31 protein-coding genes and 1 pseudogene are annotated in these 26252 nt (G+C 70.7%); 16 read left to right on the top strand and 16 right to left on the bottom strand.

Annotated elements, in window-relative coordinates; all coding sequences use genetic code 11:
• Positions 1 to 47: 47 nt before the first annotated feature.
• The 3 genes from ACIQZO_RS33255 to ACIQZO_RS33245 all read right to left on the bottom strand — a co-directional run bounded on the left by ACIQZO_RS33255 (position 48) and on the right by ACIQZO_RS33245 (position 2099).
• On the bottom strand, positions 48 to 347 hold the full coding sequence (locus tag ACIQZO_RS33255; RefSeq protein WP_403633525.1) for a hypothetical protein: 300 nt from the start codon (positions 345 to 347) through the stop codon (positions 48 to 50).
• Positions 344 to 826 (bottom strand): hypothetical protein, encoded by a 483-nt coding sequence (locus ACIQZO_RS33250; RefSeq protein WP_403633522.1) that lies wholly within the window; start codon positions 824 to 826, stop codon positions 344 to 346. The genes ACIQZO_RS33255 and ACIQZO_RS33250 overlap by 4 nt, the downstream gene beginning before the upstream one ends.
• Positions 827 to 917: 91 nt before the next feature.
• Positions 918 to 2099: a helix-turn-helix domain-containing protein gene (locus ACIQZO_RS33245; RefSeq protein ID WP_403633520.1), complete on the bottom strand. Its 1182-nt coding sequence runs from the start codon at positions 2097 to 2099 to the stop codon at positions 918 to 920.
• A gap of 99 nt (positions 2100 to 2198) precedes the next feature.
• On the opposite strand from ACIQZO_RS33245, the gene ACIQZO_RS33240 reads away from it, so the two are divergent.
• Positions 2199 to 2741 carry a flavoprotein gene (locus ACIQZO_RS33240; RefSeq protein ID WP_403633518.1) on the top strand — a complete coding sequence of 181 codons (543 nt, stop codon included), beginning with the start codon at positions 2199 to 2201 and terminating at the stop codon, positions 2739 to 2741.
• A 12-nt stretch (positions 2742 to 2753) separates the two neighbouring features.
• Positions 2754 to 3332, top strand: a complete 579-nt coding sequence (locus ACIQZO_RS33235; RefSeq protein WP_403633515.1) for an HD family hydrolase — start codon at positions 2754 to 2756, stop codon at positions 3330 to 3332.
• A gap of 107 nt (positions 3333 to 3439) precedes the next feature.
• Here the strand turns inward: ACIQZO_RS33235 and sodN are convergent, their stop codons facing one another.
• The gene (gene sodN / locus ACIQZO_RS33230; RefSeq protein WP_030009413.1) at positions 3440 to 3835 is read right to left on the bottom strand and encodes a superoxide dismutase, Ni; all 396 of its coding nucleotides are present in this window, start codon (positions 3833 to 3835) and stop codon (positions 3440 to 3442) included.
• Positions 3836 to 4006: 171 nt separating this feature from the next.
• On the opposite strand from sodN, the gene sodX reads away from it, so the two are divergent.
• A complete protein-coding gene (gene sodX, locus ACIQZO_RS33225; protein ID WP_403633513.1) occupies positions 4007 to 4432 on the top strand; it encodes a nickel-type superoxide dismutase maturation protease in 426 nt (141 codons plus the stop codon).
• Here the strand turns inward: sodX and ACIQZO_RS33220 are convergent.
• The gene (locus tag ACIQZO_RS33220; protein ID WP_403633511.1) at positions 4336 to 4965 is read right to left on the bottom strand and encodes a CGNR zinc finger domain-containing protein; all 630 of its coding nucleotides are present in this window, start codon (positions 4963 to 4965) and stop codon (positions 4336 to 4338) included. The genes sodX and ACIQZO_RS33220 overlap by 97 nt on opposite strands.
• 82 nt (positions 4966 to 5047) lie before the next feature.
• On the opposite strand from ACIQZO_RS33220, the gene ACIQZO_RS33215 reads away from it, so the two are divergent.
• Positions 5048 to 5845 carry a methyltransferase domain-containing protein gene (locus tag ACIQZO_RS33215; RefSeq protein ID WP_403633508.1) on the top strand — a complete coding sequence of 266 codons (798 nt, stop codon included), beginning with the start codon at positions 5048 to 5050 and terminating at the stop codon, positions 5843 to 5845.
• 100 nt (positions 5846 to 5945) lie between these two features.
• On the opposite strand, the gene ACIQZO_RS33210 is transcribed toward ACIQZO_RS33215, so the two are convergent.
• Genes ACIQZO_RS33210 through ACIQZO_RS33200 form a run of 3 tightly spaced genes read right to left on the bottom strand, consistent with a single transcriptional unit; the run spans position 5946 to position 8653 of the window.
• A complete protein-coding gene (locus tag ACIQZO_RS33210) occupies positions 5946 to 6710 on the bottom strand; it encodes an amino acid ABC transporter ATP-binding protein (RefSeq protein WP_403633506.1) in 765 nt (254 codons plus the stop codon).
• Entirely contained in the window at positions 6710 to 7651 is a 942-nt protein-coding gene (locus ACIQZO_RS33205) for an ABC transporter permease subunit (RefSeq protein WP_403633504.1), read from the bottom strand. Before ACIQZO_RS33205 ends, ACIQZO_RS33210 begins: the two co-directional genes overlap by 1 nt.
• 39 nt (positions 7652 to 7690) lie before the next feature.
• Positions 7691 to 8653 (bottom strand): ABC transporter substrate-binding protein, encoded by a 963-nt coding sequence (locus ACIQZO_RS33200; protein WP_403633502.1) that lies wholly within the window; start codon positions 8651 to 8653, stop codon positions 7691 to 7693.
• A 525-nt stretch (positions 8654 to 9178) separates the two neighbouring features.
• On the opposite strand from ACIQZO_RS33200, the gene ACIQZO_RS33195 reads away from it, so the two are divergent.
• The 4 genes from ACIQZO_RS33195 (at position 9179) to ACIQZO_RS33180 (ending at position 12340) form a co-directional block, all read left to right on the top strand.
• The gene (locus ACIQZO_RS33195) at positions 9179 to 10381 is read left to right on the top strand and encodes an NADP-dependent malic enzyme (RefSeq protein ID WP_403633500.1); all 1203 of its coding nucleotides are present in this window, start codon (positions 9179 to 9181) and stop codon (positions 10379 to 10381) included.
• A gap of 141 nt (positions 10382 to 10522) precedes the next feature.
• Positions 10523 to 11485: a zinc-binding dehydrogenase gene (locus ACIQZO_RS33190; protein WP_403633498.1), complete on the top strand. Its 963-nt coding sequence runs from the start codon at positions 10523 to 10525 to the stop codon at positions 11483 to 11485.
• 73 nt (positions 11486 to 11558) lie between these two features.
• The gene (locus ACIQZO_RS33185) at positions 11559 to 11768 is read left to right on the top strand and encodes a helix-turn-helix domain-containing protein (RefSeq protein WP_403633495.1); all 210 of its coding nucleotides are present in this window, start codon (positions 11559 to 11561) and stop codon (positions 11766 to 11768) included.
• Entirely contained in the window at positions 11768 to 12340 is a 573-nt protein-coding gene (locus ACIQZO_RS33180; RefSeq protein WP_403633492.1) for a Clp protease N-terminal domain-containing protein, read from the top strand. Before ACIQZO_RS33185 ends, ACIQZO_RS33180 begins: the two co-directional genes overlap by 1 nt.
• A gap of 103 nt (positions 12341 to 12443) precedes the next feature.
• Here ACIQZO_RS33180 and ACIQZO_RS33175 read toward each other — a convergent pair whose 3' ends face one another.
• A complete protein-coding gene (locus ACIQZO_RS33175; protein WP_403633489.1) occupies positions 12444 to 13376 on the bottom strand; it encodes a helix-turn-helix transcriptional regulator in 933 nt (310 codons plus the stop codon).
• Position 13377: 1 nt separating this feature from the next.
• Complete coding sequence (locus ACIQZO_RS33170; protein ID WP_403633486.1) at positions 13378 to 14346, bottom strand: DUF4097 family beta strand repeat-containing protein; 969 nt, start codon at positions 14344 to 14346, stop codon at positions 13378 to 13380.
• A 154-nt stretch (positions 14347 to 14500) separates the two neighbouring features.
• On the opposite strand from ACIQZO_RS33170, the gene ACIQZO_RS33165 reads away from it, so the two are divergent.
• Complete coding sequence (locus ACIQZO_RS33165; protein WP_403633670.1) at positions 14501 to 15310, top strand: hypothetical protein; 810 nt, start codon at positions 14501 to 14503, stop codon at positions 15308 to 15310.
• A 16-nt stretch (positions 15311 to 15326) separates the two neighbouring features.
• Here the strand turns inward: ACIQZO_RS33165 and ACIQZO_RS33160 are convergent, their stop codons facing one another.
• Positions 15327 to 16262 carry a LysR family transcriptional regulator gene (locus ACIQZO_RS33160; protein ID WP_403633485.1) on the bottom strand — a complete coding sequence of 312 codons (936 nt, stop codon included), beginning with the start codon at positions 16260 to 16262 and terminating at the stop codon, positions 15327 to 15329.
• A gap of 210 nt (positions 16263 to 16472) precedes the next feature.
• Between ACIQZO_RS33160 and snpA the strand changes: the two genes are divergently transcribed.
• Positions 16473 to 17141 carry a snapalysin gene (gene snpA / locus ACIQZO_RS33155; RefSeq protein ID WP_403633483.1) on the top strand — a complete coding sequence of 223 codons (669 nt, stop codon included), beginning with the start codon at positions 16473 to 16475 and terminating at the stop codon, positions 17139 to 17141.
• Between the two features lie 241 nt (positions 17142 to 17382).
• Here snpA and ACIQZO_RS33150 read toward each other — a convergent pair whose 3' ends face one another.
• The 4 genes from ACIQZO_RS33150 to ACIQZO_RS33135 form a co-directional block, all read right to left on the bottom strand.
• Positions 17383 to 17970, bottom strand: a complete 588-nt coding sequence (locus ACIQZO_RS33150; RefSeq protein ID WP_403633480.1) for a dihydrofolate reductase family protein — start codon at positions 17968 to 17970, stop codon at positions 17383 to 17385.
• Positions 17971 to 18104: 134 nt separating this feature from the next.
• The gene (locus ACIQZO_RS33145; RefSeq protein WP_403633478.1) at positions 18105 to 18707 is read right to left on the bottom strand and encodes a GNAT family N-acetyltransferase; all 603 of its coding nucleotides are present in this window, start codon (positions 18705 to 18707) and stop codon (positions 18105 to 18107) included.
• Between the two features lie 119 nt (positions 18708 to 18826).
• The gene (locus ACIQZO_RS33140; protein ID WP_403633475.1) at positions 18827 to 19870 is read right to left on the bottom strand and encodes a family 2 encapsulin nanocompartment cargo protein polyprenyl transferase; all 1044 of its coding nucleotides are present in this window, start codon (positions 19868 to 19870) and stop codon (positions 18827 to 18829) included.
• 5 nt (positions 19871 to 19875) lie between these two features.
• On the bottom strand, positions 19876 to 21282 hold the full coding sequence (locus ACIQZO_RS33135) for a family 2B encapsulin nanocompartment shell protein (protein WP_403633472.1): 1407 nt from the start codon (positions 21280 to 21282) through the stop codon (positions 19876 to 19878).
• Between the two features lie 236 nt (positions 21283 to 21518).
• Here ACIQZO_RS33135 and ACIQZO_RS33130 point away from each other — a divergent pair, with 236 nt between their 5' ends.
• The 3 genes from ACIQZO_RS33130 (at position 21519) to ACIQZO_RS33120 (ending at position 24052) form a co-directional block, all read left to right on the top strand.
• Positions 21519 to 21974, top strand: coding sequence for an RrF2 family transcriptional regulator (locus ACIQZO_RS33130; protein ID WP_403633469.1), 456 nt, complete (start codon positions 21519 to 21521; stop codon positions 21972 to 21974).
• A 162-nt stretch (positions 21975 to 22136) separates the two neighbouring features.
• Positions 22137 to 23333, top strand: coding sequence for a globin domain-containing protein (locus ACIQZO_RS33125; protein ID WP_403633467.1), 1197 nt, complete (start codon positions 22137 to 22139; stop codon positions 23331 to 23333).
• 128 nt (positions 23334 to 23461) lie between these two features.
• Positions 23462 to 24052, top strand: a complete 591-nt coding sequence (locus ACIQZO_RS33120; protein WP_403633464.1) for an N-acetylmuramoyl-L-alanine amidase — start codon at positions 23462 to 23464, stop codon at positions 24050 to 24052.
• Between the two features lie 81 nt (positions 24053 to 24133).
• Here the strand turns inward: ACIQZO_RS33120 and ACIQZO_RS33115 are convergent, their stop codons facing one another.
• Entirely contained in the window at positions 24134 to 24331 is a 198-nt protein-coding gene (locus tag ACIQZO_RS33115; RefSeq protein WP_403633462.1) for a superinfection immunity protein, read from the bottom strand.
• Positions 24332 to 24560: 229 nt separating this feature from the next.
• Between ACIQZO_RS33115 and ACIQZO_RS33110 the strand changes: the two are divergent.
• From ACIQZO_RS33110 to ACIQZO_RS33100, 3 genes and pseudogenes are all read left to right on the top strand, one after another.
• Positions 24561 to 24710, top strand: a pseudogene (locus tag ACIQZO_RS33110) (1-aminocyclopropane-1-carboxylate deaminase); the annotation flags it as partial.
• A gap of 76 nt (positions 24711 to 24786) precedes the next feature.
• Complete coding sequence (locus ACIQZO_RS33105; protein WP_403633459.1) at positions 24787 to 25353, top strand: recombinase family protein; 567 nt, start codon at positions 24787 to 24789, stop codon at positions 25351 to 25353.
• Between the two features lie 79 nt (positions 25354 to 25432).
• Positions 25433 to 25873: a hypothetical protein gene (locus tag ACIQZO_RS33100; RefSeq protein ID WP_403633456.1), complete on the top strand. Its 441-nt coding sequence runs from the start codon at positions 25433 to 25435 to the stop codon at positions 25871 to 25873.
• Positions 25874 to 26252: the final 379 nt, after the last annotated feature.

Below are 26252 nucleotides of genomic sequence, written 5' to 3'. Positions count from 1 at the left end.
GCCCCGCCCCTACTGGCCGGTTCTGTCCACCACCGCACCCGGGCGGGTCACAGGCTGCCGACGATGTCGTCGAGCAGGGCGCGAGCAGCGACGAGGCGTGGCGTCACCTCGCGTACCCGGGCGATGAGGCTCTCCTCCATGCTGCTGGGCCGCCAGCAGCTCACCGGGTCGTGGTGGACGCCCCACGCGTAGTGGCAGCGCCGGCAGTCGCCCATGGGACCGCCGTACATGGTCGCGATCGGGACCGGCAGGCCGCACCCGGAGCACCGTACGTTCGCCCGTGTGCACACGCCGTGGGGATGCTCCTCGGACACCACGGCCGTCAGGCGCTCCGGGAGGCCCGTCACTTCGCCCCATCCGGCTCGGCGAGCCGTGCCGCGCCCACCCGGACGAGCAGCCGGACGGCGGCGACCCGGCAGAAGTACGCCCCCGGGCCGGGGGCTGCGGCCCAGTAGAGGGACCACTTTGACGCGGCCCGATCCCGGCCGATGTCGGGCACCCCGAGGTGGGTCCCGTCCCCGAGGCACTCGACCGCTTCCCGGGAGCGCCAGCGCTCCGCCGTTCCCGGTTCGACGAGCGCGTAGTGGTTGCGACCGCGCGGGTCGTGAATGACGGGCCCCTCCAGGGCCAGCGCGAGCGCGAGGTCCACGACACGGTCCTCGGAGCTCTCGACGGCCGCGTGCGCGAGGGCGTCGGGTACCCGTACGGCTTCGAACCGAGCGCCGAGCGGCAGCACGGCGACCCCGTGCTCCCGCCACGCGGTATGCGCCGCCGCGGGATCGGGGAGACAACGCGCGTACCAGTCGGCCGTCTTCTTCCAGGACACGGCGGCTCCTACCGTCGTCAGCGGGTGATGGGACCAGACTGGCGAGCGGCAAGGCACGAAATGCTCACAACCGTGTGAGCGTGTGAGCGCTCTACTTTTCCACCCAGGCAGCGAGGTGGTTGAGGGCCTCGGGGGTCCGCCGAGCCATATGGACCAGGCCTTGGATCGTCTCCTGGGTACTCGGGTGGTAGCGGGTCTGTTCAGGGGCGACGTGGCGGGCTTCGGACAACGAGGCCAAGGCCCTCGTCGCGTTCCCCGTCTCCATTTCGGCGCGCGCCCGGTAGATCAGGAAATGGGCTCGACGGCTCGTCGCGAAGGCCGTCGGCGGCCGGATCTTCCGGGCGGCTGTGAGTGCGTCGTCGTACTGCCTCATCTGAGTGAGTGCCGACATCGCGTGCACCGCGACGTTCATGGGCCCGAAGGACAGCCAGTGCACCGTCGAGGCGTCTCCGGTTCGCTCGGCAAGTGTGCGGGCTTCGGCGATGTGCCGTTCCACGGCATCCCGATCCCCCGCACGTGCCGCGATGACGGAGGCACCTAGGTGCAGTTGCCCGGTCACTGCGAGGCGTTCACGGCCCTCCTCAGCCTGCTCCAGGATCCGGAGTCCTGCCTCGATCAGCCTCTCGCCCGTGCGGTACTCGCCGCTCTTCGAGTGGACAAGGGCCCGTTTGTACTGCCGCACGGCCGCGAGGCACGGGTCCGCAGCATGCTCGGCGGCCCAGTCCATGCGGTCGAGGGCAACCGTGGAGAGGTCGTAGAACCCCAGCTTGACGGCAACGTCGTGGGCGCTCCGATAGGCCGATGCCAATGCCTTCCAGGCTTCGGTGGACGGACCGGACCATACGGTCGAGGTCAGCTCGGCGATCACCCCGGGAAGAGTCCGGGAGGCTTCCCGCAGCTTGGTCGCGCGGACGGTCGCACACAATCGGTCGGCCGCTGTTACGAGGTCGCCCACCGGGCGGGCGGTGACCTCCGGGTCATGCCCGAGGTCGTAGAGAGTGAGCGCGTCGCGGATGGGCCGCACGAGCGCTTCTCGGCGGTCCCCTTGGATGGTGCTGACGTGCGGTTGGCCTGTCAGTACGGCGGAATCGATCCGCAGGGCTTGGGCGACCGCGGTGAGAAAGGCATCCGTCGCGGGCCGGGCACCGCACTCCACCTGGTTCAGCAGGCTGTAGGAGTACGGAAGCAGCTCAGCCAGCTGCTTCTGCGTGAGGCGGGCCAGCCGCCGCCGGGCGCGAATGCGCGATCCTGGATGGTCGTCGAAAGTGGGCATGCCGGACACTCCCGTTTCTGACTTGTCGTCCGGACACTACCCATTCCACCCTTGGGGCACCTGGGATCGGATGTCCGAGCCTATGGTCAACTGGGAGCCATGACGCGCACCTTGTACCTCTTCGGATCGGCCGCTCCGCCGGTATTCGATGTCGCCCGCGTGATCGAGGAGGCGCAGTCCCGTGGGTGGGACGTCTGCCTCGGGTTGACTCCGACGGCCGCGGACTGGCTCGGGGGAGGGCTCGACGGCCTCGCCGCGCTCACCGGACACCCGGTCCGCAGCAGCTACAAACGGCCGGGGGATCCGGACGTGTGGCCTGCGGCGGACGCCGTCCTCGTCGCCCCGGCCACCTTCAACACCATCAACGCGTGGGCCCTGGGCCTCACCGACCGCTTCATTGTCGGCGTGGTCGCCGAAGGCATCGGCAAGGGGATCCCCCTGGCCGTCATGCCGTGCGTCAACGCGGCCTACGTACAGCACAGGGCCTTCGACCGGTCCGTGCAGGAACTTCGGGACATGGGGGTGACGGTGCTGTACGGCGAGGGCGGCTTCATGCCGAACCTTCCCGGGCAGGGCCGCCGGGAGGCGTACCCCTGGGATCTCGCCCTGACCGCGATCGACCGCCTCGTCGCCGAGGCGTGAAGGAGAGACACAGTGGCTGACGACCTGTCCGCGGTAGCCGGGTTCCTCTACGAGGCGGGGACGCTCAAGCACACGCGCCGCACGGGCTGGTGGATGGCCGGCGTCAACGATCCGGAGAGCGTGGCCGAGCACTCCTGGCGGACCTCGCTCATCGCGTCGATCATCGCGAAGCTGGAAGGCGCCGACCCCGCGCGGGCCGCCTTCCTCGCGGTGTGGCACGACACCCAGGAGACCCGCACCGGGGACGTGAACCACCTCGGGAAGAAGTACGCGGCCGGTGCCGACCCGGTCGCGGTGACGGCCGATCAGACCGGCGGCATGCCGGACGGGCTCGCTTCGGTGATCCGGGAACTCGTCGCCGAGTACGAGGCAAAGGACTCCCCGGAAGCCGTCTGCGCACGCGACGCGGACAAGCTGGAGTGCATGCTCCAAGGCATCGAGTACAAGGCGCAGGGGTACTCCGGCGCCCAGCGCTGGATCGACAACAGCAGGGCCCGCCTCACGACGGAGACCGGCCGGCGTCTGGCCGGCGAGCTGCTGGGCCAGGATCCCCTCGACTGGTTGCGCAGCGTCCTCGGCGAGAAGGCCTGACCCCGGACGCGGCCGCGTATGACACCGGCCCGGCCGCTCGGAGCGGTCGGGCCGGTGTCATGTGCGCTCTGAACAGCAGCGCGGGGAGATCCCTCGGGCGCCCGAGATCAGGCGGCCTTGGTCTCCCAGAAGATGCGGTCGATCTCGGCGATGAGCTCAAGAGCCTTCGCGCCGGTCGCCGGGTCGTTCGACGCCTTGGCGGCCGAGAGGGCCTTCAGGGTGTCGTTGACCAGGGTGTGCAGCTGCGGGTACTTCTCGAAGTGCGGGGGCTTGAAGTAGTCGCTCCACAGCACCGAGACGTGGTGCTTGGCGAGCTCGGCGCGCTGCTCCTTGATGGTGATGGCGCGCGCGCGGAAGTCGGCGTCTTCGTTGGCCTGGTACTTCTCCTGCACGGCCTTGACGGACTCGGCCTCGATGCGGGCCTGGGCAGGGTCGTACACGCCGCACGGAAGATCGCAGTGGGCGGAGACCTTCGCCTTGGGGGCGAAGAGGCGGGAAAGCATGGAGTTTGTCCTCCTCGTGATCGTCTTCTCAAGGGGGAGATTACTCGCTGAACAACCGGATTTCGCGGCCGCCCCCATGGGCTTAGGACAAAAGTCCAGGGTCGCGGCCGGACCGGTGAGCGAATGTACGGGCCCGTGCGGCAGCATGCGGGGGTGACGAGGAGGACACGCATGGTGGAGATCGGGCGCCCGCGCAAGCAGTTCGGGATGGTGGAGGTGACGGGGCCGTCGATGGCGCCGACGCTGAACCAGGGGGACCAGGTGCTGGTCCGTTACGGGGCGGCCGTCCGTCCGGGTGGCGTCGTGGTGCTGCGCCACCCGCTCCAGCAGGACCTGCTGGTGATCAAGCGCGCGGTGGAGCGGAGGCCGGGCGGTGCCTGGTGGGTGCTCGGGGACAACCCGTACAACGAGGCGCCCGGCGACAGCACCGTCTTCGGGCCGGTGCCCGGGGAGCTGGTGCTGGCGACGGCGGTGCTGCGCTTCCGGCCGCGCGAGGAGGATCAGCGTTCGCTGAGGGCCCGGCTGTCCTGGGCGGTCTCGGCGCTGCGCCCGCTGCGGGCGGACGCCTCGGCCTCCAGCCGCTTGCGGGCGCGGTAGGCGGCCACGTTCGCCCGGGTGGCGCAGCGGTCGGAGCAGTAGCGCCGGGAGCGGTTGGTGGAGGTGTCGAGGTAGGCGTTGCGGCAGGGCGCTGCCTGGCACAGGCCGAGCCGGTCGGGGCCGTGCTCGGTGAGGGCGAAGGCCAGGCCCATGGCGGCCATGGCGGCGTAGCCCGCGGAGGCGTTCGAGGGGTGCTCGGCGAGGTGGATGTGCCAGTCGGGGCGGCCGTCGTCGTCGAGGGTCTCGTGGCCCGAGACCTGGGGGCTGACGGGGAACTCCATGAGCAGCGAGTTCAGCAGGTCGACCGCGAGGACGTGGTCGCCCCCGTCGGCGGCCTCGAAGACGGAGCGCAGCCGGCCGCGGACGTTGCGGAAGCGGGTGACGTCACCGTCGGTGACGCGGCGCGCCATCTGCTGACTGGCGCCGAACAGGTCGCGGACGGCGTCCACCGAGGTGAGCGCGTCCTTGTTGCGGGCCGGCTCCTCGGTGTTGACCAGGCGCACGGCGAAGTCCGAGTAATGGGCCAGTTCCACTTGTAGTCCTTACGGCTGCGGATTAATGTCTCCGGTAACGGCTGAGACTTCTTCGAGGGTATTACGTATGGAGGGGTACGGGATGACGGATACGGCGGACGGAACGGTTGCGGCGGATGCGGGCCGAGCACCGGGCACGACAGACTGGCAGGCCTGGCAGGACAGCTGGGACCGGCAGCAGGAGTGGTACATGCCCGACCGCGAGGAGCGGTTCCGGGTGATGCTGGACATGGTCGAGGCACTGGTGGGACCCGCCCCCCGGGTGCTGGATCTCGCATGCGGTACGGGAAGTATTACGGACCGCGTCCTCAAGCGGTTCCCGGAAGCCACCAGTACGGGCGTCGATCTCGACCCGGCCCTGTTGACCATCGCCGAGGGGCACTTCGCGGGGGACGAGCGGGTCACCTTCGTGACCGCCGACCTCAAGGACCCGAACTGGCCCGCAGCGCTCCCCCACGCCACCTACGACGCCGTCCTGACGGCCACCGCCCTGCACTGGCTGCCGAGCCAGGACCTGGCCGTCCTGTACGGGCAGCTCGCTCCGCTGCTGGCCCCGGGCGGGGTGTTCATGAACGCCGACCACATGCCCGACCCGGCCACCCCGCGCATCGACGCCGCCGAGCACACCCACCGGCACGCCGGCATGGACCGGGCCAAGGCGGCGGGGGCCGTGGACTGGCGCGAGTGGTGGGACCTGGCGGGCGCCGACCCGGCGCTGACCGAGCAGGTGAAGGAGCGCTTCGCGATCTACGGGGAGCACGCGGACGGCGACACGCCCTCCGAGGCCTGGCACACCGAGACCCTGCGCGCCGCGGGCTTCGCGGAGGCCCGTACGGTCTGGCGCTCCCCCTCGGACGGGCTGGTCCTAGGACTGAAGTAGGAATCTCAGGTCGTCAGGACCGCGGGAGAAACGACCGAGGGGCGGTACGGGAATCCCGTACCGCCCCTCGCCGTCCGCGGGTGCGCGCAACTGCGGTGAGTTACAGCACCTTGGAGAGGAACGCCTTGGTGCGGTCGTGCTGGGGGTTGCCGAGGACCTCGCGGGGGTGGCCGGACTCGACGACGACGCCACCGTCCATGAAGACGAGGTTGTCGCCGACCTCGCGGGCGAAGCCCATCTCGTGGGTGACCACGATCATGGTCATGCCCGACTCGGCGAGGTCGCGCATGACGTCCAGGACGTCACCCACCAGCTCAGGGTCGAGAGCCGAGGTGGGCTCGTCGAAGAGCATCAGCTTCGGCTCCATGGCCAGCGCGCGGGCGATCGCCACACGCTGCTGCTGACCGCCGGAGAGCTGGGTGGGGTAGTTCCCGCCCTTGTCGCCGAGACCCACCCGGTCCAGCAGCTTGGCGGCACGCTCGCGCGCCACCGACTTCGACTCGCCCTTGACCATGACGGGGGCTTCCATCACGTTCTCGATGGCCGTCATGTGCGGGAACAGGTTGAAGCGCTGGAAGACCATGCCGATGTCCCGGCGCTGGGCCGCGACCTCGCTGTCCTTCAGCTCGTAGAGCTTGTCGCCCTTCTGGCGGTAGCCGACCAGCTGCCCGTCGACATACAGCCGACCCGCATTGACCTGCTCCAGGTGGTTGATGCACCGCAGGAAGGTCGACTTGCCCGAGCCGGACGGACCGACCAGGCAGAACACCTCACGCGGAGCGACCTCCAGGTCGATGCCCTTGAGGATGTGCGCCGCACCGTAGGACTTGTGGACGCCCTCGGCCTTCACCATGGCAGTCGTCATCAGGCCACCGCCTTGCGGTTCGAGAAGCTGGACAGTTTCGCCTTGATCTTCTGCAGCGGCGTCGGCGGCAGGGACCGCAGCGCGCCACGGGCGTAGCGGCGCTCCAGGTAGTACTGGCCGACGCTGAACACGCTGGTCAGGGCGAGGTACCAGATCGATGCGACGAAGAACATCTCCATCACCGCGAACGACGTGGACGCGATGTCCTGGGCCGCGCGCAGCAGGTCGAAGTACTGCACCGCGACCACGAGGGAGGAGGTTTTGAGCATGTTGATGAACTCGTTGCCCGAGGGCGGCACGATCACCCGCATGGCCTGCGGCAGCACGACACGGCGCATCGTCTGCGTCCGGGTCATGCCCAGCGCGTGCGAGGCCTCGGTCTGGCCCTCGTCGACCGACTGGATGCCGGCGCGGACGATCTCCGCCATGTAGGCGCCCTCGTTCAGGCCCAGACCCAGCAGGGCCGCCAGGAACGGCGTCATGACCTGCGTCATCTCGTCCTTGTAGAACCCGAGGTTCAGGAGCGGGAAGATCAGGGCGAGGTTGAACCAGATGAGGAGCTGCACGTACACCGGGGTGCCGCGGAACAGCCAGATGTAGAACCAGGCGATGGTGCTGGTCACCGGGTTCTTCGAGAGCCGCATGACCGCGAAGAGGACACCGAGCACCAGGCCCAGGGCCATCGAGGTGACGCTGATCCAGACCGTGTTGACGACACCGCGCAGGATCGTCGGGTCGAACAGCTTCTCCGGCACGGTCGCCCAGCGCACGTTGCCCTGCGAGAAGGCGACGACGAGCGCCACGACCAGGCCGATGACGACCACGGCGCTGATCCAGCGGCCGTAGTGGCGGACCGGGATCGCGCGGATCGCCTCGGGGGGTACGGCCCCGGCCGGCGGGGTGTCCGCCGGGTCCGGGACCTTGTCGAGCTTGTCAGTCACAGTGACTGCCCTTCAGTGTGCTGCGGTGGTACGCGGAGGTCAGGAACCGGCGTTGATCTTGGCCTCGGTCACGGCGCCGGAGCCCGCGTTCCACTTGTCCAGGGCGGCCTTGTAGGAGCCGTCCTTGATGACCGCGTCGAGGGCTTCCTTGAGCGCGTCGCGCAGCTCGGTGTTCTTCTTGTCCACCGCGATGCCGAAGAGACCGGCGTCGGTCGGGTTGGCAATGGCCTCGAATTCGTTGCCGCCACCCGCGGTCTGCGCGATGTACGCGGCGACCGGGGAGTCGTTCAGGTCGGCGGCGGCGCCACCGGCCTTCACACGGGTCTGGGCCTCGGCATCGGTCGGGAAGGACTCGATCTTGAGCTCGCCCTTGCCGTCCGTCTTGCACTTCTCGGCCTGGGTCTTGGCGGACTCCTCGTACGTGGTGCCGCGCTGGACGGCGACCGTCTTGCCGCACAGGTCGTCGAGGGTCTTGATGCCCTGGGGGTTGCCCTTCTTCACCAGGATGCCGGTCGAGGCGGAGAAGTAGTCGACGAAGTCGACACCGGCACCGGTCTTGGCGCCCTTGTCGTCCAGGCCCTCCTGACGGGCCTTGGTGTCGGTGAGCGAGGACATGACCAGGTCGCTGCGACCCGTCTGCATGCTGCCGATCAGGGTGTCGAAGGTGCCGGACTCGAACTTGAACTGCACGCCGAGCTGCTTGCTCAGGGCCGCCGCGACATCGGGGTCGACGCCGACGATCTTGCCGCCCTCGGTGAACTCCATCGGCGCATAGGTGGCGTCCGTGCCGACCTTGATGACACCGGCGTCCTGGATCTTCTTCGGGAGCTTGGAGAAGAGCGGGGCGCTGCTGTTGTTCGCAGCGCCGGACGGCGTGCTGGAAGCCTTGTCCGTCTGGTCACCACAGCCGGTGAGGATCAGGGCGCCCGCGACCGCGATCGCGCCGACCGCGGCGATCCGGGACCGTGCGGCGGTCGTACGACGGGTGGTGCTAGCGGTCATGGCTTGGTTCCTCCGGCGCTGGTGGAAAAGCATCGAAAAACGGTCGGACACGCACCATCGAGTGTCGCGACCTTGTGTGATTACGGCATCTTGCCATTCGGACTGAGACATTCAGGGTGCCCGTCAGGTCAAAATCGCATAACGGGCGATGGGGGTAGCCCAACAGGACTGCGGAGAAGGGGGTTAAAGGCCGCAGATACTGCCGTGACCTGGCCTTTTTGCCGCACTTTCTGCGGACCGTCTCGCCCATCGGACAGCAAGGTTTGGACTTTTCACCAAAAGCCGGGCAAGGGACCTACAGTTGAGCGGGAATCGACTCGTCTGGGCGAGCGTTCTTCGGGTAGAACAGATCCTTACACCCCTCATCCGGGGCTCAGGGCGCGCGTGCGGCGCGCCCGCGCGTACGACCTCCCCTTCGCGGAGACGGGCCAACCGTTGACGCGGAGTACGGACGCGGTGCCCGCCCACCCCTTAACAAGGAGTGGCCACCCTCAACGATTCAAAGGACTTAAGGGGTCACACGAAGTGGCAGCGGAGATCTTCAACCCTCGCAGTGACAGCGTCACGGACAACAACCCGGACGCGGTGTTCGCGCTGCACCGGGGCGGCAAGATGGCCATCCAGGCCACAGTGCCGGTCACCAACAAGGATGACCTTTCCCTCGCGTACACGCCCGGCGTGGCGAAGGTGTGCAGCGCCATCGCCGAGCACCCGGAGCTGGTGAACGAGTACACCTGGAAGTCGAACGTGGTCGCCGTCGTCACCGACGGTACGGCCGTGCTCGGACTCGGTGACATCGGTCCCGAGGCCTCCCTCCCCGTCATGGAGGGCAAGGCCATCCTCTTCAAGCAGTTCGGTGGCGTGGACGCGGTGCCGATCGCGCTCGCCACCAAGGACACGGACGAGATCATCGAGACGGTCATCCGCCTCGCCCCGTCCTTCGGCGGGGTGAACCTGGAGGACATCTCCGCCCCCCGCTGCTTCGAGATCGAGCGCCGCCTCCAGGAGGCGCTGGACATCCCGATCTTCCACGACGACCAGCACGGCACGGCCATCGTGACGCTGGCCGCGCTGCGCAACGCGGCGAAGCTGACGGGTCGCACCCTCGGCGACCTGCGCGCCGTGATCTCGGGCGCCGGCGCCGCCGGTATCGCCATCGCGAAGATCCTGGTGGACGCGGGCATCGGCGACGTCTGCGTCACCGACCGCAAGGGCGTCGTGTCCGCGGACCGCTCCGACCTGACGGACGTCAAGGCGGAGATCGCGGGCCTGACCAACAGGACCGGCCAGACCGGCTCCCTGGAGGCGGCACTGAACGGGGCGGACGTCTTCATCGGCGTCTCCGGCGGAACGGTCCCGGAGGAGGCGGTGGCCTCGATGGCGAAGGACGCGTTCGTCTTCGCCATGGCCAACCCGAACCCGGAGGTCCACCCGGACGTCGCGCACAAGTACGCGGCGGTCGTGGCCACGGGCCGCTCGGACTTCCCGAACCAGATCAACAACGTGCTGGCGTTCCCCGGCATCTTCGCGGGCGCCCTCAAGGTGCGCGCCACCCGGATCACCGAGGGCATGAAGATCGCCGCCGCCGACGCCATCGCCGGTGTCGTGGGTGACGAGCTCGCCGCCGACCACGTGATCCCGTCGCCGTTCGACGAGCGCGTGGCCGAGGCCGTCGCGACGGCCGTCGCCGCCGCGGCCAAGGCCGACGGCGTGGCCCGCCTGGTCTGACCGCGGACCCGGGCAGTACGTACAGAGGCCCGACCGGAGCGATCCGGTCGGGCCTCTGCACGTCCCGGTGCCCACGGCGGACACGGCCGTGTGACGGGAACGGGGGTGGATGCCGGGGCTACCGAGCGGTAGCGTCGCCGCATGTTCGCTGCCTACGCCGCCCGAATCGACCGTGACCAGCCCCTGAACGGCCTTGTGCTGGGCGACCGCCCGGCTCCCGAGGACCGGCCCGGCTGGGTGACCGTGAACGTCAGGGCCGCCTCCCTCAACCACCACGACCTGTGGTCGCTGCGCGGGGTCGGCCTCGGCGAGGAAAGACTCCCGATGATCCTCGGCTGCGACGCCGCCGGGATCGACCAGGACGGCAACGAGGTCGTCCTGCACTCCGTGATCGGCCAGAGCGGCCACGGGGTCGGCCCGGACGAGCCCCGCTCGATCCTGACCGAGCGCTACCAGGGGACCTTCGCCGAGCAGGTGACCGTCCCCGCCTGGAACGTGCTGCGCAAGCCCGCCGAGCTGACCTTCGAGGAGGCCGCCTGCCTTCCGACGGCCTGGCTGACGGCGTACCGGATGCTGTTCACCAATGCCGGGGTCCGTCCCGGGGACTCCGTACTGGTGCAGGGCGCCGGCGGCGGTGTCGCGACCGCCGCGATCGCCCTCGGCAAGGCGGCCGGCCTGCGGGTCTTCGCCACGAGCCGGGACGAGGCCAAGCGCAAGCGGGCCGTGGAGCTCGGCGCCGTGGAGGCGTACGAGCCGGGTGCGCGGCTGCCGCAGCGGGTGGACGCCGTGATCGAGACGGTGGGCGCCGCGACCTGGTCCCACTCGGTGAAGTCTCTGCGCCCCGGCGGCACCCTGGTGATCTCCGGCGCCACGAGCGGCGACCGGCCGGCGCACGCCGAACTGACCCGGATCTTCTTCCTGGAGCTGAAGGTGGTCGGTTCGACGATGGGCTCGAAGGACGAGCTGGAGGACCTCCTCGCCTTCTGCGCGACCACCGGGCTGCGGCCGGTCATCGACGAGGTGCTGCCGCTGGACCGGGCGCGCGAGGGGTTCGAGAAGCTCGAGGCGGGCGACCTCTTCGGCAAGATCGTCCTGACGCCCTGACGCCCTGACGTCCTGACGCCCGAATGTCAACCGGGGTTGACGAACCCTCCCGCGTCAACCTACATTGACACCCATGACCGAAGCCACTGATCTCGCCGAGCGGGCCGGTGACCGCGACCCGCGCGTGGGCCTGCGTGCCGTGTCCGCCCTCCGCAGGCTGCTGGAGCAGCTGGAGGCCGTACAGGTACGCAGCGCCCGCGCGCAGGGGTGGTCCTGGGAGGAGATCGCGGCCGAGCTGGGCGTGAGCCGGCAGGCCGTGCACAAGAAGTACGGGAGGCTCTGATGTTCGAACGCTTCACCCGCGATGCCCGGTCGACCGTGACCGGGGCCGTGACCGAGGCCCGCCGGAGCGGCGCCGCCACCGTCACCGAGGAACACCTGCTGCTCTCCCTGCTGGCCCTGGGCGCCCTGGACCCCCTCGGGGTGGACCGTGCGGCGGTGGCCGCCGATCTCACGGCGGCCCGCCGGCGGGGCGGAATGTCCAGGGCGGACGAGGAGGCGCTGGCCGGCCTCGGCATCGACCTCACCGAGATCGTCTCCCGCATCGAGGAGACCCACGGCGAGGGCGCCCTCGCGACGCCGACGCCCCGCAGGCGGACCCTGGGCTCCTCGCTCCGCTCGGCCCTGGGACGCGGGGACGCGGACGACCGCGCCGGCAGCCACCACGTCCCCTTCACCGAGGGGTCGAAGAAGGTGCTGGAGCAGTCCCTGCGGATCGCCCTGGGCCGCAAGGACATCCACATCGGCACCCTGCACCTGCTGCTGGCCCTGCTCTCCCGCCCCGGCACGGTCTCCGAGGTCCTGACGGACCACGGCATCACCTACAACACGGCCGAAACCACCCTGGCAGCCTGACCACCCCGCCGCCCCATCCAGCCTCGCCCCGCGCTCTCCAGCCTCGCCGGCGTTTGGGGCGCGGGATCCGGGGCGGCACCCCGGCAGCGGCGCCGCGGGCGGACTACGGCCTGGCCGCGAACGCGGTTCCCAGCCGGCCGCGGGCCGCCTCCAGGTGCCGACGGGCCTCGGCCACCTGCGCCGCGGTCACCCCGCGATCCCGGGCCGCATCGCGCACCTCGTCGCGGAAGCGGTCGAGCAGCCGGTCCAGGTCACGGGCCGGATCACCGGTGGGGGCCAGGTCCGCGGCCCAGTCCGAAGCCGGCTCCGAAGCCGGCTCCGATGCCCGCTCCGCGTCCGCAGCCTTCGCCGAGGCACCGGCACCGGCTGCCGGGCCCGCGGCCGGCGTACCGCCGAGCCAGGCCCCGGCCAGGCTGCCCAGGACACCGCCGGACCTGGCGAACTGCTCCTGCAGCTGGCCCGCGATCCGCTGGACCTCCTCGCGGGCCCGCTCCTGGGCCTCCTTGGCCTGGCGGCGGGCCTGCTGCGCCTCCTCGCGGGCGCGGCGGCTCTCATCCTTCGCCCGGCGCGCCTGTTCCTTCCACTCCTGCCGCGCCTTGCGCAGCTCCTCCTTGGCGGTCTGCCAGGACTCCTCCTCGGTCGTCCGGGTCGCCGACGCGGAGGCCGCCGCACGCATCTCGCGCCGCAGGTCACCCGCCGCGCCCCGGACCTCGCTGCGGATCTCGGCGGCGAGTTCGGTGACCGAATCACGGATCTCCAGTTCCAGGTCGGCGAGTTCGCCGCCGCGGTCGGCCAACTCCGCGCGACCCGCCTCGGTGATGGAGTACACCTTGCGCCCGCCCTCGGTGGCGTGCGTGACCAGGCCTTCGGCCTCCAGCTTCGCCAGCCGCGGGTACACGGTGCCCGCGGAGGGCGCGTACAGGCCCTGGAAGCGCTCCTCCAGCAGGCGGATCACCTCGTACCCGTGGCGCGGGGCCTCGTCCAGCAGCTTGAGGAGGTACAGGCGGAGGCGGCCGTGGGCGAAGACGGGCGGCATGTCAGAGCACCTTCTTGTCGAGCGTGAGCGGGGCGTCGGCGGCAGCGGGGGCGTCGGCCTCGGCCTGCGGGCGGCGCAGCAGCGCGATCGAGCCGGAGACCGTGGTCGCCCGCAGGGTGCCCGCCCCGGAGCCGAGGGTCCCGGTGATCCGCTTGGCGCCCATCTGGCCGGAGACCCGCAGGTCCTCGAAGGCGTTGGAGACGCGACCGGTGGCGGTGTTGGCCTCGACGCGGGCGTCGGCGGGGTGCGGGAGGCGGATCGCGACCTGGCCGGAGACGGAGTTCAGCGCGATGTCCACGGGACGGCCGGCCTCCGGGCCGGGGTCCAGGTCGATGAGCATGTCACCGCTGACCGAGTCGGCCCGTACGGTGACGCCCGCGCCGTCCACGACGGTCAGGTCGCCGGACACCGAGTGGAAGCCGAGGTCGCCGGTGACGGACTGGGCCTCGACATTGCCGGAGACGGTGTGCGCCTTGACCCGGCCGGACAGGCCGACCAGCGTGGCGTCGCCGGAGACCCCGTTGACGTCGGTGCCCCCGGAGATGCCGGAGACGAAGGAGACTGCGTCGACGACCGCCACGCGGACCTGGGTGCCGGCGGGGACGGTGAGGGTGATCGCGGCGCTGCGCTCCCAGGCCTTGCGGCCGGAGGCCACCCGGGACCAGGACTTCCAGGGCTTGGACTCGAACCATTCCTTGAGTCCCGACGAGCCGTTCCAGGGAATGTCCTCGTAGGAGACGGTGAGGGTGCCGGCGTCCTGCACGACATACAGCGGCGGTCCGTCGACCTCGGTCACCTCCAGGCGGGCCGGGCCCTCCTCGGCGGCGACCACGTTGACCGTGCCGCCCAGGACGCGGACGCGGAGTTCGGTGACCGGCTCCTCGAGGGTGAGCTTGCGAGGTTCGGCGAAGTGCCACGTCGACGGCGCCGGCGACGGCTGGGGCGACGGCTGGGGCGACTGCTCTGCCATGGTGCTGATCCTCCTCGTGCGTACACGGACCGGGCTCGACGCACGCAACATATCGCGTCTTCTGTTAACACGATATATCGCGGTCAAAGGAAGTCAAGCGCCCTCCCGAAACCCCGCCATTTGGGGTGTTTTGCATTATTGTGTGCCCATGTCAATCTCCCGGACCGTGACCGGCGGACTGCTGCTCTGCCGCGCCGAACCCCTTGCCGTCCGACCCCCGGCACACCTGTTGCGTGTCCGCCTGCTGCTCGCCCCGGCAGGCGGATGGAGCGTGCTCGTCCCCGAGGACAAGCCGTGGCGGGAGGGTCCGCAGAGCGTGGCGGAGGTCCTCGCCGGCTGGGGCTCGGCCCTCGCGATCGGCACCGACCGGCCGGTGCTGAGCCTGTGGTGGGAGGACGGCCGGACCGGCTTCGCCCTCTCCAGCGGGTTCCGGCGCACCACCGCCTACGCATGGGACGCGGCCGGGCGCCCCGCCGGCGAGCCCGATGCCATGCGGGCCCTGTCCGCGCGGCTCGGCCTGGACCCGGTGCTCGACCTGGCGGACCTGGAAGGCCTCACCCGCCCCGCTACGGACCCCGCCGTCGACGGGGAGGGCCGGCTGCTCGCCCTGGTCGCCCTGCTGACCCGGGCCGGACTGACCCTGCCCGCCGGGCTGACCCCGGGCGAACCGGCCGACCGGCTGCGGGGCGCGGCCCGGATGGCTCCCGGCGTCGAGACGGTGGAGTGGTCGGGCTGGCGCGACGCGGTGCGGGCCGAGTTCGACGCGGCGGAGGGGAGCCCGCTGGGTCCGTGGATCCGCGGCCCGAGGGCCCGGCTGCTGGGCGCCGCCCAGGTGGCGGCCGGTGCGCCCCTCCTGGCCTGGGCCGCCCACCGCCGCAGCGCGGGCTGGGCCGCGGCGGGCGCGTTCCTGCTGGCGCAGGGCGCCGGGGTACTGGCCTACGACCGGACCCGCGCGCGGCGCTGACCCGGACGGTCCGCCGTTACGCCACCTCCAGCAGGGGGCTCGCGTGGTGGTGGAGCCAGGCCCGGTAGGGGGGCGTGCGCAGCGCGGCCTCCCGGTAGGCCGCGCGCAGGTCCTCGTACACCTCGGCGTGTGCGCCGGGCCGGGTCGCCAGCAGCAGCCGCACGGCGAGGGGGTCCCCCGAGAGCGGCCGGATCGCCATGTCCTCGCGCGGCCCGGAGGTCGGCTGGCAGGGGGCGACCGCCTCGCCGGAGATGATCAGTGAGGCCGCCGTGTGGTAGTCGGCGTGCAGGAGCGGCGGGTCGAGCCCGGCCCCGGCGAAGACCCGGCGCAGCCCGTCCCACTCGCCGTCGACCGAGGGGTCCACCATCCACCGGTCGGCGGCCAGGTCCCGTAAGGAGACCACCGCCTGCCCGGCGGCCGGATGGTCCCGGGACATGGACACGAACTGCGGTTCCCGCTCCATCAGTACGTGGATCTGCAGTCCGGTCGGCACCCGCAGCGGGCTGCCCTCCACCTCGTGCACGAACGCGACGTCCAGCTGCCCCGCGGCGGCCATCCTGAGCAGCGCGTTGGCGGAGACGTCCACCACCAGCGAGGTCTCGGTGTCCGGCAGCCGCCGGTGGATGCGGCGCAGCCAGCCGGGCAGCGCGCTGCTGGCGGTGGAGCCGATGCGCAGCCGGGAGGCGTGGGCCAGTTCGCGGGCCTCCGCGACCAGCGCGGCCATCTCGGCGAGCAGCGGGCGGGCCCGGCCGAGGACGGTCCGTCCGAAGGGGGTGGGCCGGCAGCCGGTGCGCTCGCGCAGGAACAACTCGCCGTCGAGGGCCCGTTCGATGCGGCGCAGCTGGGTCGTCAGGGAGGGCTGGCTCACGCCGAGTTGCCGGGCGGCCTTGTGCAGGCTTCCGGCGTCGGCGATCGCGCACAGGGCGCGCAAGTGCCTGACCTCAAGCTCCATGACCCGAGGGTAGGCCGGTCCCTACGGACCGCACCAGCCACCGATAGCCCCCCGAATCCCGCCATTCTCACGCTAGTTGGGCTGCCGAAATCTTGCCGATAGGCCCGCGCTATCGGGCAGTGACATCATCCGCCGGGCACTCGTGCTCCCGCAGACTCCGGTTCGAAAGACCCACCCCCCACCGCACCGGACGAGTAGGAGCTCCCCCACATGCGCCACTCCCGTAAGGCCATGCTGGCCACGACCGTCGGCCTCGGCCTCGCCGCAACCCTTGGTGTCGTCCCCACCGCCACCGCCGCGCCCGCCCCCGCCGGAAACGCCGTCAGCTACGCCACGTACGAGCGTTCGCCGGAGAACGCGGCCGCCAACACCGCCTTCTTCGAGGCCGTGCAGCGCGCGGTCGCCGAGCAGCGCGCCGCGAACCCCGGCGCCCTGGCCGTGACCGTCACGTACAACACCCGCAGCGCCCCCAGCTTCCGCAGCCAGATAGCCCGCTCCACGCAGATCTGGAACGGGTCGGTCTCCAACGTCAAGCTGCAGGAGGTGTCCTCGGGCGGGAACTTCTCGTACCGCGAGGGCAACGACTCACGCGGCTCGTACGCGAGCACCGACGGGCACGGCCGGGGCTACATCTTCCTCGACTACCGGCAGAACCAGCAGTACAACTCCACCCGGGTGACCGCGCACGAGACCGGCCACGTGCTGGGTCTGCCGGACCACTACTCGGGCCCGTGCAGCGAGCTGATGTCGGGCGGCGGCCCGGGCACCTCGTGCACCAACGCCAACCCGAACTCCGCCGAGCGGGCGCGCGTCAACCAGCTCTGGGCCAACGGCTTCGCCTCGGGCCTGGGCGCGAAGGATCTCGCCACCAAGGGCTGAGTCACCTCTCCCCGGGGTCCGCGTAGTCATGGCAGTCGGGGTTCCGGCAGGGACCCCGACTCCACACCGGAATGAAGATCCCGAGGGACTTGCGCCGCCTGACCACTGTGTCGACGCGGCGTCCGCACGCCGGGCACGCCTGCTGCTCGTGCCCGGCCTGCGGGGCCACCGTCTCGTGCGCGTGATGCTGCTGTTCACCGGCCATACCTCCACGGTAGGCCGGTTCCGTGCGTTCGGCGGGTCAGCGCCCGAGGACGGTGTACGTGCTGATGACCTGGCCGCCGCCGAAGATCTTTGCCCCGGTGAGCTCCAGAGGGCGCACTCCGAATCCGGCGTGGGACATCGGCATTCCGGTGCCCGCGAAAACGGGGTAGGTCTTGACGATGATCTCGTCGATCTCGTCGATCAGCTGGGTGGCGAGGTCCGCGCCGCCGCAGAGCCAGATGCCGAGACCGTCGCGGGCCTTCAGCTCGCGGACCCGGGCCGCGAGGTCGCCGCTGATCAGCCGGACCTGCGGGTCCGGCGGGGTGGCGAGGGAGCGCGAGACCACGTACTGCTCGGGCAGGTGGCCGTAGGGGCTGGTCATGCCCTGCTTCAGACCCGGCTCGTAGGTGTTGCGCCCCATGATCACCGCGTCGAAGCGCCTGGGTGCCGCGTCGGCGATGCCCAGGTGGACGCGCCCCTGGGCCGAGATGGTCTCGGGGTATTCAGCCGCCAGGTGACCGGCGAACTCGGCGTCGAGCTGGCTGTAGAAGAAGTCGCCGTCGCCGTTCGGGGCCCCGATGAACCCGTCGACGGATGTGGCGATGAAGTACGTGAGCTTGCGCAAGCGATTCTCTTTCACTGGGCAGTGCAGCCGCACCGGAGCACGTCGAGCAAAGTACTTCACATGCAGTGCTTACGCAAGGATTTCCCTCCGGTGCGGGACCGCGGCTCCGTCTCCGCTGCTCTCAGCCGCTGCTCTCAGCCGCGCGGCTTGCGCCACATCGGCCACATCAGCGGCCCCCCGGGGAGCCGCACCGCCTCCCCCGTGCACTCCCAGCCCAGCCGCTCGTACAGCCCCTTGCTGCGCTCACTGCTCGCCTCCAGGTACGCCGGCACCCCCTCGCGGTCGCAGCGCTCCAGCACCGGCCGGATCAACTCGCCGCCCAGGCCCTGCCCCTGCCGGTCCGGGGCGACCGCGATCATCAGCAGGTACTCGTGCTCCTCCGCCGTCGGGTGCACCGCGCCCGTGAGGCGCCCGACCAGCTCGCACCGCTCGTTGTCCGGATCCGCCACGGCCCGCATCCGCGCCGGGACCTCGTCCTCGACGGCCTCCCCCTCCGGGTCACCCGCCGGGATCCGCAGCCAGAGCGCGGCCGCCGAACCGTCCGCGGCGTAGTCGATCCGGCCCTCCTCCAGCGCCACGTCCACGAAGACGCCGAGGAACTTCCCGTGCACGGCGGCGCGGTGCTCCTCGTCCGGGAAGACCCAGCTGCTCACCGGGTCGGTACGGAAGGACTCGTCGAGCAGCCGGGCCACCGCGTCCCGGTCCGACTGATCCGCCTGACGTATCTCCAGCGCCATTGGTCACACCCTTCACTCACGTGTCAACAACCGTGAGCGATCCTAGAGTTGGCGCGGAAATGCGGTAAGGCCCGTTCCGGCACCGTGCGGTACCGGAACAGGCCTCGGACCCTCCGGCCTCACCGCGTGCGGCGCGTCACGAACTCCGCGAGCGCCAGCAGCCCGCCCGCCGCCCCGAGGTCGGGCACGGCCCGGGACAGCTGCTGGACCGCCCGCCCCATCCGGTCCGCGGCCTGGGCCTGCGCCCAGTCCCGACCCCCGGCCCGGTCCACCGCGTCGGCCGCCTCGCGTACGTGTTCCCCGGTCATGGGGCCGGCGTACAGCGCGGCCAGCTCCTTGCCCGCCGCGGTGCCCGAGGTGAGGGCGGCCACGACGGGGAGGGACTTCTTGCGGGCGATCAGGTCGGCCCCGGCGGGCTTGCCGGTGTGCTCCGGGTCCCCCCAGATGCCGATCAGGTCGTCGATCAGCTGGAAGGCCAGCCCGGCCTCCCGACCGAAGGCGTCCATGGCGTCGACCTCGTCGGGCCCGGCCCCCGCGTACAGGGCGCCCAGCGCGCACGCGCAGCCCAGCAGCGCCCCGGTCTTGGCGGTGGCCATGGCCAGGCACTCGTCGAGCGAGACGTGCGGGCGCTGCTCGAAGGCGCAGTCCGCCTGCTGGCCCGCGCACAGCTCGATGACGCAGGCCGCGAGCCGGGCCGAGGCCGCCGCCGCGGCCGGATGCGGGTCCTCGGCGAGCAGCCGCAGCGCGAGCGCCATCATCGCGTCCCCCGTGATGATGGCGTCCGGTGTCCCGAAGACGGTCCAGGCCGTGGCCCGCCCGCGCCGCTGGACGTCCCTGTCGATGATGTCGTCGTGCAGCAGCGTGAAGTTGTGCGCGAGCTCCACGGCCGCCGCCGCCCGTACGGCCTCCGCGGCCGGCCCCGCCCCGGGGTCGCGCAGGGCCTGCGCCGCGGCCAGCACCAGGGCCGGCCGGATGGCCTTCCCGGCTCCGCCCGCGGCGGGGCTGCCGTCCTCGTGCTCCCAGCCGAAGTGGTACATCGCCACCCGCCGCATCGAGCCCGGCAGGCTCTCGACGGTGCGGCGCAGCTGCGGGTCGACCGTTTCTCTCGTCCGTTCCAGGAGGGCTGCGGCGTCCTGGCCCTCACCGGTCGCGATGGCGTTCACCGTCGTCAGCGCCAGCGGCCGATCTCGACGTTCTCCAGCACGCCGAGTGCGTCCGGCACCAGTACGGCGGCCGAGAAGTAGGCGGTGACCAGGTAGGAGATGATCGCCTGCTCACTGATGCCCATGAAGCGGACCGACAGGCTCGGCTCGATCTCGTCCGGGATGCCCGGCTGGTGGAGCCCGATGACGCCCTGCTCGTCCTCGCCGGTGCGCATGCACAGGATGGACGTGGTGCGGGCGTCACTGATCGGGATCTTGTTGCTCGGGAAGATCGGCACCCCGCGCCAGGCCGGCACCCGGTTGCCGCCGATGTCCACCGACTCCGGGTAGATGCCGCGCTTGTTGCACTCGCGGCCGAAGGCGGCGATCGCCTTGGGGTGAGCCAGGAACAGCTTGGAGCCGCGCCGCATGCTGAGCAGCTGGTCCATGTCGTCGGGGCTGGGCGCGCCGTCGTGCGGCTGGATGCGCTGGTCGTAGTCGGCGTTGTGGAGCAGGCCGAAATCGCGGTTGTTGAGCATCTCGTGCTCCTGGCGCTCGCGCAGCGCCTCGACCGTGAGCCGCAACTGCTGCTCGGTCTGGTTCATCGGGTGGTTGTAGAGATCGGCGACGCGGCTGTGGACGCGCAGGACGGTTTGCGCGATGGAGAGCTCGTACTCGCGCGGCCGGGCCTCGTAGTCGACGAAGGTGCCGGGCAGGACGGCCTCGCCCTGGTGGCCGGCGGAGAGCTCGATCGCGGCCTCGCCGTACTTGTTGGTGTCCCGGTCGGGCCGGGTCCGTACGTTCTCCACGTGGGCGCGCAGCGATTCGACCCGGTCGGCGAGGATCTGGAAGTCCTGCCGGGACAGGGTGAGCACGGTGCCGGAGGTGGCGGCGCGCGCGGTGTACTCCCAAATCGATTCTTCATCGACGAGGGAGTCGTCGCCGAAGTACGCGCCGTCGGCGACGGTCCGCAGGACGGCGTCGTCCCCGTAGGGGCCGGGGCCGATCTGGTCGATGCGGCCGTGGGCGAGCAGGAAGACCTGGTCGGCGGGGCTGCCGAAGGAGGTGAGCTCCTGTCCGGGCTCGAAGTCGATCTGCCGGCACCGCTGGGCGAGTTCGCCGAGGACGTCGAGGTCCTCGTAGTCGCGCAGCAGCGGGAGCTCACCGAGCTCGGCCGGGATGACCTGGACCTGGGTGCCGGTCTTGATGAACTCCACGACGCCGTTGCCGACCGAGTAGCTGAGCCTGCGGTTGACGCGGTACGTGCCGCCCTGCACCGACACCCACGGGAGCATCTTCAGGAGCCACCGGGAGGTGATCTCCTGCATCTGCGGCGCGGACTTGGTCGTGGTTGCCAAGTTCCGTGCGGCCGTCGTCCCAAGACTGCGCTGCGGCGTCTGGGCCTCGGACTCGGAACCTGCCTGGACCGACATGTCTTTCCCTTTCGATCACTCCATGGATCTGCCGGTGCAGCCTGTCAGTACGGAACGTGGTCGGACCATTACACAAAAGGGTGGGACTACTCCGTCCGAGCGCGGGGCACCCTTTGGGGCCGCTCCCCGCTCCCACCCGCCTCACGAGCCCCACGCGAGCGGTCATTTTCGGCCAAGCGCAACGCTCGCGCCCGTTTAACTTGCATCAGGGATGCCACTTTCCCTACGGTGACCCCATGAGGCTGACCCGATTCACCGACCTGGCACTGCGCGTCCTGATGCGCCTGGCCGTCGAGGAAACGGACCTCCCCACCACCCGCGACGTGGCGGCGACCATGGAGGTCCCCTACACGCACACCGCCAAAGTGGTCGCCAGGCTGCAGCACCTCGGCCTGGTCGAGGCGCGGCGCGGCCGCGGCGGCGGGCTCGCCCTGACCGCCGCCGGGCGGGCCGCACCGGTCGGCTCGGTGGTGCGCGAGCTGGAGGGCGAGGGTGACGTCGTGGACTGCGAAGGCACCACCCCGTGCCCGCTGCGCGGGGCCTGCATCCTGCGCGGCGCGCTGCGCCGGGCCCAGGAGGCCTTCTACGCCGCGCTGGACCCGCTGACGGTGAACGACCTGGCCGCGTCGCCGACCAGGCCGCTCCTGCTGGGCATTGCGAGCAGGGCGCCGACGGGGGCGGGCGGCCCCTGACCCCGGGGCCGGATGGCCGAATACCGCCGCCCGCCCGAGCCGGTCCGGCGGCAGCCCGAACAGAAGTCCGCACCACTGCGGTCTTTCTTCGATCAAAAATACGCATCTTAGATGCAAATTCAATCTGTCACGCGCACACGCTCATCCCGCGAGGAGTTCCGCATGCTGTCCGAGAAGTCGAGCACGACCGTACGAGCCACCCTGCCCGCCGTCGGAGCGGCGATCGGCGACATAGCCGAGCTCTTCTACACCAAGCTCTTCGCGGCCCACCCGGCGCTGATCCGCGACCTGTTCAACCGGGGCAACCAGAACGCCGGCCTCCAGAAGCAGGCCCTCGCCGGCTCCGTCGCCGCCTTCGCGACCCACCTCCTCGCCCACCCGGACACCCGTCCCGACGTGATGCTCAGCCGCATCGCCCACAAGCACGCCAGCCTCGGCGTGACCCGCGAGCAGTACGCCGTCGTCCACGAGCACCTCTTCGCGGCGATCGCCGAGGTCCTCGGCGAGGCCGTCACCCCCGAGGTCGCCGAAGCCTGGGACGAGGTCTACTGGCTGATGGCGAACGCCCTGATCGCCCTGGAGGAGCGCCTCTACGCCGAGCAGCGGGTCGTCGCCGGCGACGTGTGGCGCGAGTGGACCGTCACCGACCGGGTGACGGAGACGGCGGACTGCGCCACCTTCCGGATCGCCCCCGCGGACGGCGCCCCCGCACCCGCACACCGGCCCGGCCAGTACGTCTCGGTGCAGGTCGAACTCCCGGACGGCGCCCGCCAGATCCGCCAGTACAGCCTCGTCACCCCGCCCGGCTCCGCCATCCGCGCGATCACCGTCAAGCGGGTCCACGGACCGGCCGCCGCGGGCCCCGACGGCGAGGTCTCCAACCATCTGCACGCCCGCGTCCGCACCGGCGACACCCTGCGGATCTCGGCCCCGTACGGCGACCTGGTCCTCGCGGACTCGGCCGCCCCGGTCCTGCTCGCCTCGGCCGGCATCGGCTGCACCCCGATGCTCTCGATGCTGGAGCACCTGGCCGACACCGGGCACACCGCCCCGGTGACCGTGCTGCACGCCGACCGCTCCCCCGCCGACCACCCGCTGCGGGGCGACCACCGGGCACTGACGCACAAACTGGCCGACGCCTCGGCCCGCTTCTGGTACGAGGAGGCGGCGGAGCCGGGCGACGGCGAGGGCCGCATGGACCTCTCGGCCGTCCCCCTCGCCCCGGGCACCCGGGCCTACCTGTGCGGGCCGCTCCCCTTCATGCGGTCCGTGCGCGAGCAGCTGATCGCCAAGGGCCTGCCGGCCGCCGACATCCACTACGAGGTCTTCGGCCCGGACCTGTGGCTCGCATCGGCCTGACCTCTGGCCGAATCGGCTCGCTCGCCGTACGAATGCACTAGCCGCGGAAGGGCCACCTCCACTAAACCGGAGGGTGACGATACGGACACACACGGTGTCCGTCGCGCACCGCAACGAAGGAGGCGGCCATGGCCGCACCCATGTCCGCGGACCGTTTCATCAACGCACTGCGGAACGAGGGTCTGACCGTCGTCGAAGTCGGCGCCTGGCGGACCCACAACCGCAACCACAAGGGCCCCTGGGGGCCGGTGCACGGGGTGATGATCCACCACACCGTCACCCGCGGCACCCCCTACACCGTCGAACTCTGCCGCGAGGGCCACAGCGCCCTGCCCGGCCCCCTGTGCCACGGAGTGATCGCCAAGGACGGCCGCGTCCACCTGGTCGGCTACGGCCGCGCCAACCACGCGGGAGCCGGCGACTCCGACGTCCTCGCGGCAGTGATCGCCGAGAAGCGGCTCCCGCCGGACAACGAGACGGACACCGACGGCAACCGCCACTTCTACGGCTTCGAGTGCGAGAACCTCGGCGACGGCGAGGACCCCTGGCCGGCGGTCCAGCTCGACGCCATCGCCCGCGCCGCGGCGGCCGTCTGCCGGTACCACCGCTGGACGGCCCGCTCGGTGATCGGCCACCGCGAATGGCAACCGGGCAAGGTCGACCCGAGGGGCTTCACCATGGACGCCATGCGCACCCGCGTCGGCGAGCGCCTGAAGTAGCCGGCCGCCGGCCGGCGGCTCCGGGCCCTCCTCCCGGGCCGTCGTCCCCGCCGCCGCGCCGGGGACGACGCCGGAGCACCGCTACCTGCTGCGGGCCGCCATGGCGAGCGCGACCACCCATCCCACGACGGACCAGCCCAGGAACAGGTTGACCACCAGAACGGAGCCCTTGTTGGGCACCCCTCGTCCGAACGCGACAGCGGTCGGAATGAAATAGGCGAGGACGATGACCAACAGCCCCACCACGCCGAACGGAATCACATCACTGCTCGCACCCATGAATTCCCCCCATGCCCAACGGATTTGACGATCCATCATCACTGATTGCCCACTGCACGTGAAGAACCTCTCGCCGCCGGGCTCTGCGGCATGCCGGGCGGACCGGGCACTGTCTGTTCCGGCGGGTGGTCACCGATCACGCGCGCGTCACCCGCGATGCCCGGGCCGCGTCCGCGCGCTCCGGCCCCGATGTGCGGCGTCACGGGCCGGAGCGGCCCACAATGGGCGGGTGAACCGCCCGACGCACCTTGACGCACTCCTGCAGCCGCGACCGCCGTCCCCGTTGACGGAGATCCGTGACGACAGGTTCGCGCGGCACGGCGTACGGCTCCTGCTCAAGCGGGACGACCTCGTCCATCCGGAGCTGCCCGAGAGTAAACCCACTGGTGTTTGCGGGCCCGACCAGCAGAAATAGTCGGTTTGGCCCGTGATCACCCCAACCTAGGGTGACTCTCATGGGCATACCGACCGACCCGGCCAAGTTGTGTGACCTCTACCTGCGTCGCAGCACCTTGCAGGACAACAAGGACACCTTGAAGGCGCACGAACGTGACCTCAGGGAGCGGGCACAGCGGGAAGGCCTGACCGTCCGGGAGGTCTGGACGGACGAGGCTTCGGCATTCAAGGCCGGCGTCACGCGCGAGAAGTTCGACAAGGCCATTGCTGCCGTGGTCGCCGGGGAAGTCCGTCACCTCTTGGGGTGGAAGCTGGATCGCCTGAGCCGTGGCGGGATGCGGCAGGTGGGCGACGTGCTGGACACCTTCGAGAGCCGCAACGCCCGGCTGGTCGCGCACATGGACGGCCTGGACAGCTCCGTGCCGCAGCACCGTGGGCTGTTCGCATGGCTGGCCGAACAGGCGCGCGCCGAGTCGTACAACACCAGCGTTCGCACCCGGACGACCAAGGCTGCGGCGACATGGTCAAGGGCGGCCCCTCGTACCGCTGCTACCGGCGGATCAACATGGGCAAGACCGCCTGCCAGGGCATGTCCGTGTTGGTGGAGGCTGCGGACGACGCAATGACGCACGTCTTCATCTCGCGCGTCTCCACCCTGCCGGACGACGACGATCTCTTGGTGGATCTGGCCATCCGCTGGTGGCCGTGGAGGACCCGGAGAAGGACGTGCGCCGCACGGAGCTGACGCTCGCGGTAGACGACGCTCAGGCCCGGCTGGATAGCCTGGACGAAGCACACTTCGTGCACGGACGCTTCAAGGGCCTGAAGGGTCAGCAGCGCTACGACCAGTTGCGCGACGCGATCACTGGCCAGTTGGACGCCCTTCAAGGGGAACTGGCCGAACTGACCCGCGCCATCGACATCACGATCCTGCGGGACGGCGAGATGTTGCACCAAGCGTGGATGGCTGCGGACCAGGAGCGCGCCCGGATGCTGCTGCGCGTCGTGCTCCACTCCGTGGCGCTCCTCCCGTCCCGTGGCCAGGGCTGCAAGGACCCGGTCCTGACCCGGCTCAGGTTCCATTGGGTGGGCGAGGACCCCCGACCCACGACGCTGGCGCCACAGCCACAGCCACAGAGGCACTGACGCCCTCATGAGACCCGTTTACGTCCTGCCGCCGGGAAACCCCAGCGGCGGGCCGTTCGTGTCCTCTGCGGGCTGTGAGGGGCGCACGGCCACGACGGCGAGAGTGACGAAGTGACGGTATGACGCACCGCCCGGGTTACCTCTCATAAGATATTTCTTTGTTGCTATGCATTGATCAGAACTAATCGCCATTCCGTCACTTCGTCACCGGACCCGCCTGCGACCCCACGTAGGCGCACGACGACAATGGCAGGCATGGCAGCCACCTCCCCCGCCTCCCGACTCAGGGGTGTTGCAAAGTCCAGCAATCTTGTAGGTGTGCTGGTCAGGCGATGCCCAGGAGGTCGAGTGGGCGGGTGAAGGGCTCGTAGGAAGCGTG

This window comes from Streptomyces sp. NPDC097617 (genome assembly GCF_044761485.1).
Classification (GTDB): domain Bacteria; phylum Actinomycetota; class Actinomycetes; order Streptomycetales; family Streptomycetaceae; genus Streptomyces.
Note: the sequence above shows the minus strand (reverse complement) of the source record. Positions and strands in the feature narration are given on the sequence as shown.

Excerpts from the sequence above, each read along its gene's own strand:
- ACIQZO_RS33245 (WP_403633520.1), bottom strand. The coding sequence starts at position 2,099 with ATGCCCACTTTCGACGACCATCCAGGATCGCGCATTCGCGCCCGGCGG.
- ACIQZO_RS33240 (WP_403633518.1), top strand. The coding sequence starts at position 2,199 with ATGACGCGCACCTTGTACCTCTTCGGATCGGCCGCTCCGCCGGTATTC.
- sodN (WP_030009413.1), bottom strand. The coding sequence starts at position 3,835 with ATGCTTTCCCGCCTCTTCGCCCCCAAGGCGAAGGTCTCCGCCCACTGC.
- sodX (WP_403633513.1), top strand. The coding sequence starts at position 4,007 with ATGGTGGAGATCGGGCGCCCGCGCAAGCAGTTCGGGATGGTGGAGGTG.
- ACIQZO_RS33215 (WP_403633508.1), top strand. The coding sequence starts at position 5,048 with ATGACGGATACGGCGGACGGAACGGTTGCGGCGGATGCGGGCCGAGCA.
- ACIQZO_RS33210 (WP_403633506.1), bottom strand. The coding sequence starts at position 6,710 with ATGACGACTGCCATGGTGAAGGCCGAGGGCGTCCACAAGTCCTACGGT.
- ACIQZO_RS33200 (WP_403633502.1), bottom strand. The coding sequence starts at position 8,653 with ATGACCGCTAGCACCACCCGTCGTACGACCGCCGCACGGTCCCGGATC.
- ACIQZO_RS33190 (WP_403633498.1), top strand. The coding sequence starts at position 10,523 with ATGTTCGCTGCCTACGCCGCCCGAATCGACCGTGACCAGCCCCTGAAC.
- ACIQZO_RS33185 (WP_403633495.1), top strand. The coding sequence starts at position 11,559 with ATGACCGAAGCCACTGATCTCGCCGAGCGGGCCGGTGACCGCGACCCG.
- ACIQZO_RS33180 (WP_403633492.1), top strand. The coding sequence starts at position 11,768 with ATGTTCGAACGCTTCACCCGCGATGCCCGGTCGACCGTGACCGGGGCC.
- ACIQZO_RS33175 (WP_403633489.1), bottom strand. The coding sequence starts at position 13,376 with ATGCCGCCCGTCTTCGCCCACGGCCGCCTCCGCCTGTACCTCCTCAAG.
- ACIQZO_RS33170 (WP_403633486.1), bottom strand. The coding sequence starts at position 14,346 with ATGGCAGAGCAGTCGCCCCAGCCGTCGCCCCAGCCGTCGCCGGCGCCG.
- ACIQZO_RS33160 (WP_403633485.1), bottom strand. The coding sequence starts at position 16,262 with ATGGAGCTTGAGGTCAGGCACTTGCGCGCCCTGTGCGCGATCGCCGAC.
- snpA (WP_403633483.1), top strand. The coding sequence starts at position 16,473 with ATGCGCCACTCCCGTAAGGCCATGCTGGCCACGACCGTCGGCCTCGGC.
- ACIQZO_RS33145 (WP_403633478.1), bottom strand. The coding sequence starts at position 18,707 with ATGGCGCTGGAGATACGTCAGGCGGATCAGTCGGACCGGGACGCGGTG.
- ACIQZO_RS33135 (WP_403633472.1), bottom strand. The coding sequence starts at position 21,282 with ATGTCGGTCCAGGCAGGTTCCGAGTCCGAGGCCCAGACGCCGCAGCGC.
- ACIQZO_RS33130 (WP_403633469.1), top strand. The coding sequence starts at position 21,519 with ATGAGGCTGACCCGATTCACCGACCTGGCACTGCGCGTCCTGATGCGC.
- ACIQZO_RS33125 (WP_403633467.1), top strand. The coding sequence starts at position 22,137 with ATGCTGTCCGAGAAGTCGAGCACGACCGTACGAGCCACCCTGCCCGCC.
- ACIQZO_RS33120 (WP_403633464.1), top strand. The coding sequence starts at position 23,462 with ATGGCCGCACCCATGTCCGCGGACCGTTTCATCAACGCACTGCGGAAC.
- ACIQZO_RS33115 (WP_403633462.1), bottom strand. The coding sequence starts at position 24,331 with ATGGGTGCGAGCAGTGATGTGATTCCGTTCGGCGTGGTGGGGCTGTTG.
- ACIQZO_RS33105 (WP_403633459.1), top strand. The coding sequence starts at position 24,787 with ATGGGCATACCGACCGACCCGGCCAAGTTGTGTGACCTCTACCTGCGT.